The organism is Sulfitobacter sp. W027 (assembly GCF_025143985.1).
GTDB lineage: Bacteria > Pseudomonadota > Alphaproteobacteria > Rhodobacterales > Rhodobacteraceae > Sulfitobacter.
This window is the reverse complement of the sequence record NZ_CP083564.1, coordinates 2,395,938-2,408,684: the sequence shown is the minus strand read 5'-3', so window position 1 is coordinate 2,408,684 and position 12,747 is coordinate 2,395,938. Positions and strand designations below refer to the sequence as shown.

At 59.8% G+C, this 12,747-nt stretch carries 14 protein-coding genes and 1 riboswitch; of the genes, 8 read left to right on the top strand and 6 right to left on the bottom strand.

Annotated features, from left to right (window positions below; all coding sequences use genetic code 11):
• Positions 1-12 precede the first annotated feature (12 nt).
• The 4 genes from K3759_RS11820 to K3759_RS11805 all read right to left on the bottom strand — a co-directional run bounded on the left by K3759_RS11820 (position 13) and on the right by K3759_RS11805 (position 3,254).
• Positions 13-630: a class I SAM-dependent methyltransferase gene (locus tag K3759_RS11820; protein WP_259982037.1), complete on the bottom strand. Its 618-nt coding sequence runs from the start codon at positions 628-630 to the stop codon at positions 13-15.
• A 1-nt stretch (position 631) separates the two neighbouring features.
• Positions 632-1,411: a CDP-diacylglycerol--serine O-phosphatidyltransferase gene (gene pssA, locus K3759_RS11815; RefSeq protein WP_259982035.1), complete on the bottom strand. Its 780-nt coding sequence runs from the start codon at positions 1,409-1,411 to the stop codon at positions 632-634.
• Positions 1,412-1,421: 10 nt separating this feature from the next.
• Positions 1,422-2,114 (bottom strand): phosphatidylserine decarboxylase, encoded by a 693-nt coding sequence (locus tag K3759_RS11810; RefSeq protein WP_259982034.1) that lies wholly within the window; start codon positions 2,112-2,114, stop codon positions 1,422-1,424.
• A 270-nt stretch (positions 2,115-2,384) separates the two neighbouring features.
• Positions 2,385-3,254 (bottom strand): hypothetical protein, encoded by an 870-nt coding sequence (locus K3759_RS11805; protein WP_259982032.1) that lies wholly within the window; start codon positions 3,252-3,254, stop codon positions 2,385-2,387.
• A 122-nt stretch (positions 3,255-3,376) separates the two neighbouring features.
• On the opposite strand from K3759_RS11805, the gene miaB reads away from it, so the two are divergent.
• On the top strand, positions 3,377-4,681 hold the full coding sequence (miaB, locus tag K3759_RS11800; protein ID WP_259982031.1) for a tRNA (N6-isopentenyl adenosine(37)-C2)-methylthiotransferase MiaB: 1,305 nt from the start codon (positions 3,377-3,379) through the stop codon (positions 4,679-4,681).
• Between the two features lie 57 nt (positions 4,682-4,738).
• Here the strand turns inward: miaB and K3759_RS11795 are convergent, their stop codons facing one another.
• A complete protein-coding gene (locus K3759_RS11795) occupies positions 4,739-5,083 on the bottom strand; it encodes a hypothetical protein (RefSeq protein WP_259982029.1) in 345 nt (114 codons plus the stop codon).
• A 465-nt stretch (positions 5,084-5,548) separates the two neighbouring features.
• On the opposite strand from K3759_RS11795, the gene K3759_RS11790 reads away from it, so the two are divergent.
• The 7 genes from K3759_RS11790 to metK all read left to right on the top strand — a co-directional run bounded on the left by K3759_RS11790 (position 5,549) and on the right by metK (position 11,762).
• The gene (locus K3759_RS11790; RefSeq protein ID WP_409202518.1) at positions 5,549-6,076 is read left to right on the top strand and encodes an OmpA family protein; all 528 of its coding nucleotides are present in this window, start codon (positions 5,549-5,551) and stop codon (positions 6,074-6,076) included.
• 13 nt (positions 6,077-6,089) lie between these two features.
• Positions 6,090-6,413, top strand: a complete 324-nt coding sequence (locus K3759_RS11785) for a hypothetical protein (RefSeq protein ID WP_259982026.1) — start codon at positions 6,090-6,092, stop codon at positions 6,411-6,413.
• A 147-nt stretch (positions 6,414-6,560) separates the two neighbouring features.
• Positions 6,561-7,550 (top strand): PhoH family protein, encoded by a 990-nt coding sequence (locus tag K3759_RS11780; RefSeq protein ID WP_067627305.1) that lies wholly within the window; start codon positions 6,561-6,563, stop codon positions 7,548-7,550.
• Complete coding sequence (gene ybeY / locus K3759_RS11775) at positions 7,525-8,070, top strand: rRNA maturation RNase YbeY (protein ID WP_259982024.1); 546 nt, start codon at positions 7,525-7,527, stop codon at positions 8,068-8,070. The genes K3759_RS11780 and ybeY overlap by 26 nt, the downstream gene beginning before the upstream one ends.
• A 27-nt stretch (positions 8,071-8,097) precedes the next feature.
• A complete protein-coding gene (locus K3759_RS11770) occupies positions 8,098-9,000 on the top strand; it encodes a hemolysin family protein (RefSeq protein ID WP_259982022.1) in 903 nt (300 codons plus the stop codon).
• The gene (gene lnt / locus K3759_RS11765) at positions 8,997-10,496 is read left to right on the top strand and encodes an apolipoprotein N-acyltransferase (protein ID WP_259982021.1); all 1,500 of its coding nucleotides are present in this window, start codon (positions 8,997-8,999) and stop codon (positions 10,494-10,496) included. Before K3759_RS11770 ends, lnt begins: the two co-directional genes overlap by 4 nt.
• Before the next feature lie 31 nt (positions 10,497-10,527).
• Positions 10,528-10,576, top strand: a riboswitch (SAM-SAH riboswitch).
• A gap of 4 nt (positions 10,577-10,580) precedes the next feature.
• Positions 10,581-11,762, top strand: coding sequence for a methionine adenosyltransferase (metK, locus tag K3759_RS11760; protein WP_259982020.1), 1,182 nt, complete (start codon positions 10,581-10,583; stop codon positions 11,760-11,762).
• Positions 11,763-11,926: 164 nt separating this feature from the next.
• On the opposite strand, the gene K3759_RS11755 is transcribed toward metK, so the two are convergent.
• A complete protein-coding gene (locus K3759_RS11755; RefSeq protein ID WP_259982018.1) occupies positions 11,927-12,553 on the bottom strand; it encodes a LysE family translocator in 627 nt (208 codons plus the stop codon).
• Between the last annotated feature and the right edge of the window lie 194 nt (positions 12,554-12,747).

The window sequence follows — 12,747 nt, the reverse complement described above, 5'->3', positions numbered from 1 at the left end:
GCAGGGCGCGGCTTAGCCGCGTTTGCGCAGCACCAGAAATGTCATCATGCCCATCGGTGGCAAGGCGCGTTCGTCTTCAAGCTGCAGCGCATCTTGCTGCAATACGGTTTCCATCTCAAAATCCGAATGCCAGCCGAGCGTATTGGCAAAAGGGGCGGAGACCTTCTCTAGGAAACCGAGCACACCTGTGGTGCGCATGAAGTGGTTTGCGATCACCACCTGACCGCCTGGCTTTAACACGCGGGCAATCTCTTCCATGACACGTTCCGGCTCGGGCACGACCGAAAGGACATGCATGGCGGCAATGGTGTCAAAGCTGGCGTCGGGGAAGTCGAGGTTGCGGGCATCCATTTGGCGCAGGTCGGCCACATGCTTTAGCCCTTCGCGAGTGACCCGCTGACGGGCTTTGGCGAGCATCTCGTCACTGAAATCAATCCCGGTGACCGACAGATGCGGCGCGTAGTGAGGCAGGGACAGGCCAGTACCGACGCCCACTTCAAGGACCGATCCGCTGCCCTTGTTGATATGGGCAACGACATGACGGCGACCGCCGCTGGTCAGCGCGCCAAAGGTCTTGTCGTAAATTGGCGCCCAGCGGGCATAGGATGTCTCAACCGCCTTGATATCCATCTTAAATCCTTTTGGTTTTATTCGTTTTCCTTGCCCGCAGCAGGCCCCAGATCACCATGCCGATATAGGCCACGCAGAGCACGACAAGCGTGGTCCAAGCATAGGTCGCCAGCGCTGCGGCAAAAATCGCCACGCCCACCAGCAGGTACTTCACATGGCGGCGGGAGACTTTGGTGGTCTTGAAGGACCACGTGGGAATGCGGCTGATCATCAGAAAGCCGATGAGCACCATATGCAGGCAAATTAACCAATCCGGCACGATGGGCCGATTGTGAAAGGCAAAAGAGGCGGTCATCGGCAGCAGCACCAACAGCGCGCCCGCCGGGGAGGGGATGCCAGTGAAAAACGAGCCGCTCTCGCCCACAGCGTCGCCATTCTTGGCCTTCTCGGCCTCGGCCTTGTCGTTCACGTTGAAGCGCGCAAGCCGCACCACGCAACAGACCGCATAGATCAGCACGGAAATCCATGCCGCGCTGCGCATATCTTGCAGCGCCCAGAAATAGAGGATCAGCGGCGGGGCCACGCCGAAGTTCAGGAAATCGGCCAGTGAGTCCAACTCAGCGCCCATCGGGCTGGATGAGCGCAACAGCCGTGCCAGCCGCCCGTCCAAACCATCCAGCACGCAGGCCAGAAGGATCAGTTGCACGGCCAGCACATAATTGCCCTGCACCCCAAACCTGATCGCTGAAAGCCCTGCACAGATCGCAGTGATCGTCAGAGCATTGGGAAGCAACTGGATCAGCGCAAGGTCTGCGCCGGTCTTTTCAGAAGGGGGGCGCATGGGGTCTATCCTAGAGGGGGGCGGTGTCGATCACCGGCTGTTTCAACTCGGCCAGCACGGTTTCCCCGGCGACCATGGTTTGCCCGATGCTGACCATTGGGTCCACGCCTTCGGGCAGGTAAACATCTAGCCGCGAGCCGAAGCGGATCAAGCCAAAGCGTTCGCCGGTTTCCAGCGCGTCACCGGATTTTACGAAACAGACAATGCGCCGCGCGACGAGGCCAGCGATCTGCACCACCGCCAGATCACGCCCATCGTCCATACGGATGCACAGACTGTTACGCTCATTGTCGGCGCTGGCCTTGTCGAGCGAGGCGTTAAAGAATTTGCCTGGGCGGTAGGCCACGGCCTGCACCTTGCCCGCGACGGGGGCGCGGTTGATGTGGCAGTTGAACACGCTCATGAAGACGCTGACGCGGGTCAGCGGCACATCCGGCATGCCCAGTTCGGCAGGCGGCACGGCAGGTTCGATCAGCGAGACGATCCCATCGGCGGGACTGACGATGAGGTCGGGCCGGTCAGGGGTCACACGCTCAGGATCGCGGAAAAAATAGTAGCACCAAACGGTCAACCCGACGCCGATCCAGCCCAGCACTTCTTCGATGGCGAAGAGCACCAGCGTGATGGCGGCGAAGATTGCCACGAATTTGATGCCCTCGCGGTGCATCGGTTTGATGAATGTGTCGAGCATGTTGACGGCCATCGGACCCTCCCGTTGTGGCTGCCTTCCGTCATAGGAGTAAAGCGGGTGAGTGCAAGTGGGTTTTGGGAAAGGGGTTGGCATCGGCGGGTCAGTGCATGCGCAATGCAGAGGGTGTCGCCCTCTCTTTCGGGCGATCAATTGTCGCGGGGGGCGAAGCGGTCGCTCTAGGCTTTGGCGCCCGGCTGGTGAAGTGTTGCTAACTCGCCCTGCGGGGGGAGGGAGGGCGATGCCTCAGTTGTCTACCGGCGGAACAGTGGCGTGCTGGGTGGTTCAAAACCATTGGCCCGGCTCCATCAAACCCAGGTCCATCAACTGCCGGGAATGCCATTCGAACGGCTCTGAGTTGTGCCACTGGAATGTGGTTATATCATAGCGGCTGCCGGGATTGGACTTCAGTGCCTTGGCCGTGCGGAAAGAGCAGATAGCGGCGGTGACATTGTGATGCCATTTACAGGCGTAGGTGTTGTATTCCTCATCATTGAACGTGTGATCGCCGCGCAACACCAGCCCCGGCTTGGCGCGAAACAGCGGGATACGGTCGATCTTGCGGCTTTGCACGGGGACGTGCTCTTCGAACCGCCAACGCAGTCCGCCAAAGAAATCAAGCTGCCGTTCCTTAGGGTGCCCCTGCCGGGCCGCATCCTTGCGTGCCAGCGCGTAATAGCCCGAGCGGTCCAGATGCGCCTGATCCAATGACACTGCATTGGGGTGCCGCTTAAGGTCCAGCGCGTAGAGGTCGACCACATAGCCGAGCAGCGCATCGCGTCGCTCTTCGCTGTGAAACGCCAGCAGTTCCTTTATGTTGCGCGTCTCGCTGAAGGGGTGAAACAGATATTCGGCGTTGTAGCAGTAATAAAGCCACTGCCCCGGTACCGCCGCGATCATCCGGTTTACCGCCTGCTCCAACGCGCCTTCGGCGGTGGTGTCGTAGTCCACACGCAGCACGCTTTCTTGTAAATCGCGGGGCAGCTCAAAGGCGGCGGGCATCAGCGCCAATACACTGTCAAAGCCCGCTTGCAGGTGGTGGCGGAGGGTGGTGTCGATCTCTACCTCATCTTCGACCACGATCATGGCGATGGGACCTGCATTTAGCGCCGCCTGCGCCTCATTGATAAGATGATCGAGATCGCGATACCGCATAGGCCCCCGCTGGAATTTCCGTGGCGCAAGGTCGGTCAATTCCGGGTCCATTGCAAGACGCGGCTGCCACTGCTAGACGACGCCATCTACCCAAAATCTGCCAAAGCCCTTGGATGCCCGCCATGACACAACCGAAAAAGCTGTTCATCAAGACCTATGGTTGCCAGATGAACGTCTATGACAGCGAACGCATGGCCGAAAGCCTGGGCGGTCAGGGCTATGTCACGACCGACCGGGCCGATGATGCGGATATGATCCTGCTTAACACCTGCCACATCCGCGAGAAAGCGGCGGAGAAGGTTTATTCCGAACTGGGCCGTCTGAAGCCGTTGAAAGACGCGCGGCCCGATCTGAAGATCGGTGTGGCGGGCTGCGTGGCGCAGGCCGAGGGCGAAGAGATCATGCGCCGTCAGCCCGCCGTCGATCTGGTGGTTGGCCCGCAAAGCTATCACCGTCTGCCAGAAATGGAAGCGAAGGTGCGCAGCGGGCAAAGCGCGCTGGACACCGATTTCCCGGCGGAAGACAAATTCGACCACCTCAAGAGCCGTCCCAAAGCGAAACGCGCCCCCGCGGCTTTCCTGACCGTGCAAGAGGGCTGCGACAAGTTCTGCGCCTTCTGCGTTGTGCCCTATACCCGCGGGGCCGAAGTTTCCCGCCCCGCCGAAAAGGTGTTGGAGGAGGCCCGCGATCTGGTCGAGCGCGGCGTGCGCGAAGTCACTTTGCTGGGCCAGAACGTGAACGCCTACCACGGTGGCATGACGCTGGCCGGTCTGATCCGCGCGCTCGCCAAGATCGACGGGCTGGAACGTATTCGCTACACCACCAGCCACCCTAACGACATGGGTGACGATCTGATCGCGGCGCATGGTGAGGTGCCCGAACTGATGCCTTACCTGCACTTGCCGGTGCAGTCCGGCAGCGATCATATCCTGAAACGGATGAACCGCAGCCATACCGCCGAAAGCTATCTTAAACTGCTGGAACGCATCCGCGAAGCGCGGCCTGACATCGTGCTATCGGGCGATTTTATCGTCGGCTTCCCCGAGGAAAGCGATGCCGATTTTGAGGCCACGATGGAGCTCGTCCGGCAGGTGCGCTACGGCTATGCCTATTCGTTCAAATACTCCACCCGCCCCGGCACGCCTGCGGCAGAGCGTCCGCTGGTCGATCCAGCCGTGGCCGACGACCGGCTGCAACGGCTGCAAGGATTGATCACCCAGCACCAACGCGAAATCCAGCAGTCGATGGTGGGGCGCGAGGTGTCGGTTCTGGTTGAGAAGAAGGGCCGCTTGCCCGGTCAGATGCTCGGCAAGTCAGAGTATCTGCATGCAGTGCATATTGAGAACTGCACGGCGGCGATTGGTGATATCCAGCGCGTACGGGTGACAGAGGCCAAAACGAACTCATTGGCTGCTGTTCAGGTCTGACGGTCAGTTCTGGCCCGGAGCTTGCCGGGTGCGCGTTGCCGCGCACCCTTGCGCTTATCAGTAGTTGTGCTTGCGGTGCGACGCGGCATCCGCAAAGATCCGTGTCATCGTCGCTTTCAGCCCCTCGGGGTTACCCACCAGCGTGTGATCCCGGCAAACACGCTCGGCGACCGCATGGGCGGTCGAGAAATCGTAGCCCACGGCCACGAGGCTATCCACGAAGACCGAGTTTGGCCGGTCCCAGATCACGTCTTTCCACGGACCGCGGTAGCAGCTGACGTGGATCACGTTGCCTGTAGGATGTGCCGTGCCTTGGTTGTGATAGGCGTATTTTACCCCTCCGGCAAAAGCGGGCATTGCAAGCAGGCCAGTGACGGCGGTGGCGAGTATTGTTTTCATCATGAGTTGGTCCCCCAAATATCATTGCAGCGTCGTTCAAGATCGGCAAAGCCGCGCGAAGTCCCACCCTCGCGATCCGATGAATAGAGGCTTAGGCCCAAGCGTGTGTATTTCAAGAAGATTCGAAGGCACTGTCAGGCGAGGGAGGACAATCTCAGGGGCTTGCGGGGGATTGTCGCCAGAGTGCTGTTCAATCGGCGGTTTGGGCGTTTGGATGCGCAGGCCAGCACATCGGCTTCGACCACCATCTCTGTACGACTGTGACGATAGATTCGTTGTAACTCGAACGCTCTTAGCCACAAAATGTTGATTTCACAGCTTCACAGCAGGCGGAATTTTACCTAACCTAACCGTATATTATGTAGACGCGGGTCCGGGGAGGGGCCGCATTTGCCAGAAATTAGAATAAGGACAAAAGCTGTGGGACCCACTATTTCCAAAGCACTGCGCGCCGCGGCCTGCCTGACGATGGCAGCTGCGCTCACTGTGGTCAGCACTTCGGCCGATGCGCAGACACGCTCGCAACAGGGCCGCGACAAGGGCGTTTACACGCCAACCATCTGGGTTGACCCCGATGGCTGTGAGCATTGGGTCATGGATGACGGGGCCGAAGGGTATATGACCCCACATACGACCCGTCAGGGCATTCCGGTCTGCCGCCGGGGAGATGTCTGCGGTGTGATGGAGGCGGACCAGTTCTTTGCCACCGACAAATACAATATCTCCGCTCAGGGCCGTGCGCGTTTGGCGAATTTCTTCCAGTCGACCGGTGCGGTGTCCTACATCATCACCGGCCATACCGACAGCCGTGCCTCGGACGCCTATAACATGCGTCTTTCCTACAATCGCGCCAATGCCGTGGCGCATGTCGCCAATCAGGTTGGAGCGCGTATCGCTGATGTGCGTGGCTATGGCGAACGGATGCCTGCTGCGCCGAACAATTCCGCTGCGAACATGGCCAAAAACCGCCGTGTCGAAATTATCTGCATCCGCTGAAGGGACCGAAAAAGTGATTAAGACGAAACTTCTCATGGTCACCGCCTGCGCCGTCGGCCTGTCAGCCTGTACCGATTACGAAGGCGGTTTGGGCCGGGGTTACCCTTCGGACAAGACCTTTGACCGGGGCATCGACAAAAAGCATTTGAGCCAGCTTCAGGCGGGCATCTGGGTCGATCCCAACGGCTGCGACCACTGGATCATCGACGACGGGGTCGAGGGCTATCTGTCGGCACGGCTGGATAAATTCGGCAAGCCGGTCTGTTCGGGCGTGGCCCCTCCAACCCATACGGTCGGAGATTTCAAGGGCGGCTCCAACATCAAAGACCCGAACTGACCTTGGCGGGCCATATCAAACACCTCGGGCCGGAGCGCATTGCGCTTCGGCCCTTTTTGTCATTACGGGTTGGTAAATGCTGCCTGCCTGACTATCTCAATATTTAGTGCTTCACAAAGGATACGCGCATTGCCTTCAACTGATCTGATGACACCGGAAACCGCGGCCGAACGGGTGGTGGAGTTTCCCGATAACCGCCTTTTGATCGACCTCTGCGGGGCCTATGACGCGCATCTGGCCGCCATTGAGAAATCGCTCGAGGTGCAGATCATCCGGCGCGGCAATCACCTGCAGATCTTAGGTGAGGGCGAGGCCGTCGAGAAAGCAGAAAGCCTGCTGAACGCGCTTTATGTGCGGCTAGAAAGCGGGCGCTCGGTTGAGCCTGCGGATGTGGACGGCATGTTGCGCATGGGCAATTCCAGCGCGGGCACTGGCGTGCGTCAGGGCGACCAGTTGGAAATGCCGATGGGCGACGCGATCGAAATCCAGACCCGCAAGAAACGGGTGGAGCCGCGCACCGATGCGCAGAAGGCTTATGTGCAATCGCTGTTCGACAATGAATTGGCCTTTGGCATCGGCCCTGCGGGCACCGGCAAGACCTATTTGGCGGTGGCGGTGGGCGTGTCGATGTTCATCGGCGGCCATGTGGACCGGATCATTCTGTCGCGCCCCGCGGTCGAGGCAGGCGAGAAGCTGGGCTATCTGCCCGGTGACATGAAGGACAAGGTCGACCCCTACATGCAGCCGCTCTATGACGCGCTGAATGATTTCCTGCCGGGCAAGCAATTGGCGAAGCTGCTGGAAGAAAAGCGCATTGAGATCGCGCCGCTCGCCTTTATGAGGGGGCGGACGCTGTCGAATGCCTTCGTCGTGCTGGATGAGGCGCAAAACGCCACGTCGATGCAGATGAAAATGTTCCTGACACGTCTTGGCCAAAACTCGCGCATGGTCATTACAGGCGACCGGACGCAGATCGACCTGCCGCGTGGGGTGCAGTCGGGGCTTCAGGATGCAGAGCGTTTGCTGAAAACGATCCCCAGCATCAGCTTTAACTACTTCACCTCCAAAGACGTGGTGCGCCACCCGCTCGTGGCCGCGATTATTGAGGCTTATGAGGCGGATAGCGGTGCCGCTTGATGTGATGCTGGACGACTTCGACATCGTGATTGAGGACGACCGCTGGAACGCGGTCGACCTTGAACCGCTCGCTCATGCGGCGGCACAGGCCACTTTAACTCACCTCGATCTTGATGCCGAGGCGGCGGAGATGACCCTGCTGGCCTGTGATGACACACGTATCGCCGCGCTGAACGAAGACTTTCGCGGCAAGGCGCGAGCGACCAATGTGCTGAGCTGGCCCGCAGTGGAACGGGGTGCCGTCACCCCGGGCGGCGATCCGCTGCCTGTCGCCTCCGGCATTGACGGAATGCTCGAACTGGGCGACATCGCTTTGGCCTATGAGACCTGTGCCGCCGAAGCTAAAGCTGCAGACAAGCCTCTGGCCGCGCATGTAACCCATCTGATTGTACACGGGCTGTTGCATCTTCTGGGCTATGACCATGAAAATGACCCCGACGCGACGTTGATGGAAGGGTTGGAGCGCGAAATACTTGGCAAAATGGGTTATGATGACCCATATAAGGAAAATGGGCCTTAAGGGGCTTTGCAACACAGACGGGACCCAATGGGCGATACAGACGGATCATCTGAGGCGGCGCAGAGCGCGCTTGCGGATGAAGACAGACACGAGCTGCCGGACGATGGCGCGATGCGCACCGGCAATTTCTTTTCTCGGGTGTTCGAGGCGCTGAGCCCATCGGACAGCGAGGATGACACCCCCGAGGCATCGGCAGAGGCCGAGCGGCCCACGGGCCATGGCATGATCAACCTGCGTCGAATGCGGGTCGATGACGTGGCCGTGCCCAAGGCGGATATTACCGCCGTGCCGGTTAGCGCCACGCTGGATGAGCTGGTGGCGGTATTCAAGGAAAGCGGGATGACCCGCTTGCCGGTTTACGACGGCACCTTGGACACGCCCGTGGGCATGGTCCACCTGAAAGACCTCGCGCTAAACCACGGTTTTAACGGTAAAAACACCAAGTTCGATCTGCGCGCCATGCTGCGTCCCTTGGTCTATGTGCCGCCGTCTATGACCATCGGTGTGCTGCTGACCAAAATGCAGGCCGAGCGGCGGCATATGGCCTTGGTGATCGATGAATATGGTGGTGTTGATGGGCTGGTCACCATCGAAGACCTGATCGAACAGGTCATAGGTGAAATCGAAGACGAACATGACGTTGACGAGGGCACCTACTGGACGGTTGAAAAACCCGGCACCTATCTGGCGCTGGCCAAGACACCGCTGGGCGATTTTGAGGCTGAGATTGGCCATTCGTTGACCGACCATGAGACGGTGGATGAAGAGGAGATCGACACGCTTGGCGGGTTGGTCTTCATGCTGTCGGGCCGGGTTCCGGCGCGCGGCGAGGTGGTTTTGCACCCCGACGGCCCTGAGTTTGAGGTAATCGACGCCGATCCGCGTCGCATCAAACGCTTACGGGTCCGCACCCAAGGGGCCGGGGGATGATGCAGCAGCTGGCGATGCGGGGCCGGGTGTTGCTGGCTCCGATCGCCGGCGCCATCGCAGCCTTCGGGCAAGCGCCCTATGAACTGCCGCTTTTGCTCTTTGCCGGGCTGGTGGCGGCATTTTGGTTTTACCGTGCCCAATCGGGCAGCCCATTTCGAGCGGCGCTGTTGGGCTGGGGCTTTGGCTTTGGCTATTTCCTGCACGCGCTGCAATGGATCGTGTCGCCCTTTATGGTCGATGTGGAGCGTCATGGCTGGATGGCGCCCTTTGCGCTGATCTTGCTGGCGGCAGGCATGGCGCTGTTCTGGGGGCTGGCCTTCGGCCTCGCCCGTTGGATCGCGCCGAAGCGCGGACTCGCACTTGCGTTGACTTGGGCTGCGGTAGAGCTGCTGCGTGCCTATATTTTTACCGGCTTTCCATGGGCTATGCCCGCGCAGGCGCTGGTCGGCGTGATGGCCGGTCAGGGTTTGGCTTGGGTTGGCCCCTATGCGCTGAACCTCTGGCTCTTTGCCATCGCCGCGATCCTGTTGCTGCGGGGGCCTTTGGCGCTGCGTTTGGGGCAGGGGACATTGGCGCTGTCGACCGTTCTGCTCCTGCTGTTGCCGCCGCAAACGCCGCCTGCGGTGTTGACCGATCAGGTGGTGCGCTTGGTCCAGCCCAATGCGACGCAGCGGCAGAAATGGAACGCGGACACATTCGAATTCTTTTTCACACGGCAACTGGATTACACCGCCGCCGCGCCAAAAGACGAGAGCCTAGCGCCCGATCTGGTGATCTGGCCCGAAACCGCGATCCCATGGGCGTTGGATATGGCGGGCAGTGCGCTGGCCGACATCGGTGCGGCTTCTGACGTTCCGGTGGTGCTGGGTGTGCAGCGCCGGTCTAACATGCGCTATTACAATTCGCTGGTGGTGTTGGATGCCAATGGCGCTGTCGATCAGCTTTATGACAAACATCACCTCGTGCCCTTTGGGGAATATATGCCCATGGGCGATCTGATGGCGCGTTTCGGGATCCACGGGCTCGCCGCGCAGGAGGGCAACGGTTTTTCCAGCGGACCGGGCGCGCAGGTTTTGGATCTGGGGCCGCTCGGCTCCGCATTGCCGCTGATCTGCTATGAGGCCGTCTTTGCTCATGACGTGAACGCCGCCCCGGTGCGGCCTGCGTTCTTGATGCAGGTCACCAATGACGCGTGGTTCGGCAAGGCCGCAGGCCCGCGCCAGCATCTGGCCCAAGCGCGGATGCGCGCGATTGAGCAGGGGCTGCCTATGGCCCGTGCGGCCAATACCGGTATCTCGGCGATGATCGACCCGCAGGGACGGGTGACCGCATCACTGACATTGAACACCGAAGGGTTTATCGACGCGCCACTGCCCGCACCACTGCCGCCCACACTCTATAGCCGCAGCGGAGATTTGCCGCTTACTGTGCTCATTACGCTCTGTCTTGCGGGGCTTGCTGTGGCCCGCCGCCGCAGGCCCGGGAATGCCGATTGACCATCCACCAGCGGTTGTCTAAGCCGATGGCAGAGCATCACAACGGCTTCCTGACGTGGTGCGTAATTTTTATTGGAGCACTACATGTCCCGTCAGAACTATACTTTCACTTCGGAATCCGTTTCCGAGGGGCACCCGGATAAGGTCTGCGACCGGATTTCCGACGCCATCCTCGACGCTTTCATCAGCGAGGAACCCGAAGCACGGGTCGCCGCCGAGACCTTTGCCACCACCAACCGCGTCGTGATCGGCGGGGAGGTCGGCCTGGCCAACAAGACCAAGCTTGACGAGTATCTTAGCAAGGTCGAAGACATCGCCCGCGCCTGCATCAAAGACATCGGTTATGAGCAGGAAGAGTTCCACCACGCGACGTGTGAGATCACCAATCTGCTGCACCCGCAGTCGGCGCATATCGCCCAAGGTGTCGACGCGGCTGACGGCAAGGAAGAGGGCGCAGGCGACCAAGGGATCATGTTTGGTTTTGCTACCGACGAGACGCCTGAGCTGATGCCCGCACCGATCCACTACGCCCACGCGGTGCTGCGCCGTCTCGCCGAGGTCCGCAAGAATGGCACCGAGCCGACCCTGCGGCCCGACGCCAAGAGCCAGCTGTCGGTACGCTATGAGAATGGCAAACCCGTAGGGGTCAGTTCCATCGTGCTGTCGACCCAGCACGAAAGCGAGCGCCAGACCAGCGCCGACATCCGCGACATCGTCGAGCCCTACATCCGCGAAGTCCTACCTGAAGGGTGGATCGACGATGAGACCGTTTGGCACGTGAACCCCACCGGGGTTTTCGTCATCGGCGGGCCGGATGGCGACGCGGGCCTTACGGGCCGCAAGATCATCGTAGACACCTATGGCGGCGCGGCCCCGCACGGCGGCGGTGCGTTTTCGGGCAAAGACCCGACAAAAGTGGACCGCTCAGCGGCTTATGTGGCGCGCTATCTGGCAAAGAACGTCGTGGCGGCGGGGATGGCGCAAAAATGCACCATCCAGCTTAGCTATGCGATTGGCGTGAGCGAGCCTCTGTCGATCTATTGCGACACCCACGGCACCGGTGATGTGCATGACGCGGCGATTGAAAAGGCGATCCGCCAGATTATCGATCTGACCCCGCGCGGCATCCGTGAGCATCTGCAACTGAACAAACCGATCTACCAGCGCACCGCGGCCTATGGCCACTTTGGCCGGGCGCCGGATGCGGATGGCGGTTTTAGCTGGGAGCGCCGTGATCTGGTCGATCAGCTGAAGGCGGCAGTGTAGAGATAACGGGACGGTTGCGCCCTAGGCCGTTGCGGAGCGTGGTGCAACCCTTGGCCGGACTCCTTGTAGGGATGATACTATGTCCAGCTAAGCGCCTGAAGATATCTTCGGGCGCTTGGCTTGAGGGCGAACGGGTGGACAAATCCGACCTTAGATGAGGTTCATTACACTCGTTTGAATGCAGCCGTCGCGACACCCATTGCAATAAGGGCAGTGCCGCCGAGACGGGAAAACCAAGCCAACACCGATGGTCGTGCGATTTTGGCCCGCAGCTTGTCCGCTAGCAGCGCATAGGCAAGTGCATTAATTGCAGCGAGACCGACGAAGGTAACGACGAGTATGGCAAACTGAGGCAAGAGCGGGCTGTCCACGGCAACGAATTGTGGGACGAACGCGATGAAAAAAACAATGGATTTTGGATTAAGGGCGGTTACAGCTGTGACATGTCCAAAGACGCTCAATGCGCTGGTTTCAGATGACTCTTCCAGATCGCCGAGGGAGGCGGTAGATGCGCCTCGAAAGAGCTTAATGCCCAAATAAATGAGATATAAGGCCCCGACCCATTTCAGAACGGTAAAGAGTGTGGCGGACGCCAGAACCAAAGCTCCCAGACCAGCGAGCGAAGCTGACATTGCAATGAAGTCGCCAAGCGCCACGCCGCCTACCGTCGCAATAGCGACCCGTTTCCCCTGGCAGATAGCATAGCTGAGAACGAGCAATACTGTCGGCCCGGGAATGAGCAAAAGAGCGATCGAGGCCGCAACGAACGCCAACCAAATCTGAAAATCCATGAGAATACCTTTCCGATCTTTGGTCTAGGCAGCCACAGGCATTTCAGACTGTAAAGTGGTATCGTCTGACATGAGTATTGTGGTGCAGCCTGTGGTAGGGGAAGGCTCGAAGCTTACGCTGCACTTCGAGGCCTTAAACGCTTATCCGTACTGCAGAATACTGAGGCTGCAGTCGCGTCCTCTCTTTAGTATTG

Coding starts and splice junctions, on each gene's coding strand:
- K3759_RS11810 (WP_259982034.1), bottom strand. CDS start 2,114: ATGGCCGTCAACATGCTCGACACATTCATCAAACCGATGCACCGCGAG.
- miaB (WP_259982031.1), top strand. CDS start 3,377: ATGACACAACCGAAAAAGCTGTTCATCAAGACCTATGGTTGCCAGATG.
- ybeY (WP_259982024.1), top strand. CDS start 7,525: ATGAGGCGGATAGCGGTGCCGCTTGATGTGATGCTGGACGACTTCGAC.
- lnt (WP_259982021.1), top strand. CDS start 8,997: ATGATGCAGCAGCTGGCGATGCGGGGCCGGGTGTTGCTGGCTCCGATC.
- K3759_RS11805 (WP_259982032.1), bottom strand. CDS start 3,254: ATGCGGTATCGCGATCTCGATCATCTTATCAATGAGGCGCAGGCGGCG.
- pssA (WP_259982035.1), bottom strand. CDS start 1,411: ATGCGCCCCCCTTCTGAAAAGACCGGCGCAGACCTTGCGCTGATCCAG.
- metK (WP_259982020.1), top strand. CDS start 10,581: ATGTCCCGTCAGAACTATACTTTCACTTCGGAATCCGTTTCCGAGGGG.
- K3759_RS11770 (WP_259982022.1), top strand. CDS start 8,098: ATGGGCGATACAGACGGATCATCTGAGGCGGCGCAGAGCGCGCTTGCG.
- K3759_RS11780 (WP_067627305.1), top strand. CDS start 6,561: ATGACACCGGAAACCGCGGCCGAACGGGTGGTGGAGTTTCCCGATAAC.
- K3759_RS11755 (WP_259982018.1), bottom strand. CDS start 12,553: ATGGATTTTCAGATTTGGTTGGCGTTCGTTGCGGCCTCGATCGCTCTT.
- K3759_RS11820 (WP_259982037.1), bottom strand. CDS start 630: ATGGATATCAAGGCGGTTGAGACATCCTATGCCCGCTGGGCGCCAATT.
- K3759_RS11795 (WP_259982029.1), bottom strand. CDS start 5,083: ATGATGAAAACAATACTCGCCACCGCCGTCACTGGCCTGCTTGCAATG.
- K3759_RS11790 (WP_409202518.1), top strand. CDS start 5,549: ATGGCAGCTGCGCTCACTGTGGTCAGCACTTCGGCCGATGCGCAGACA.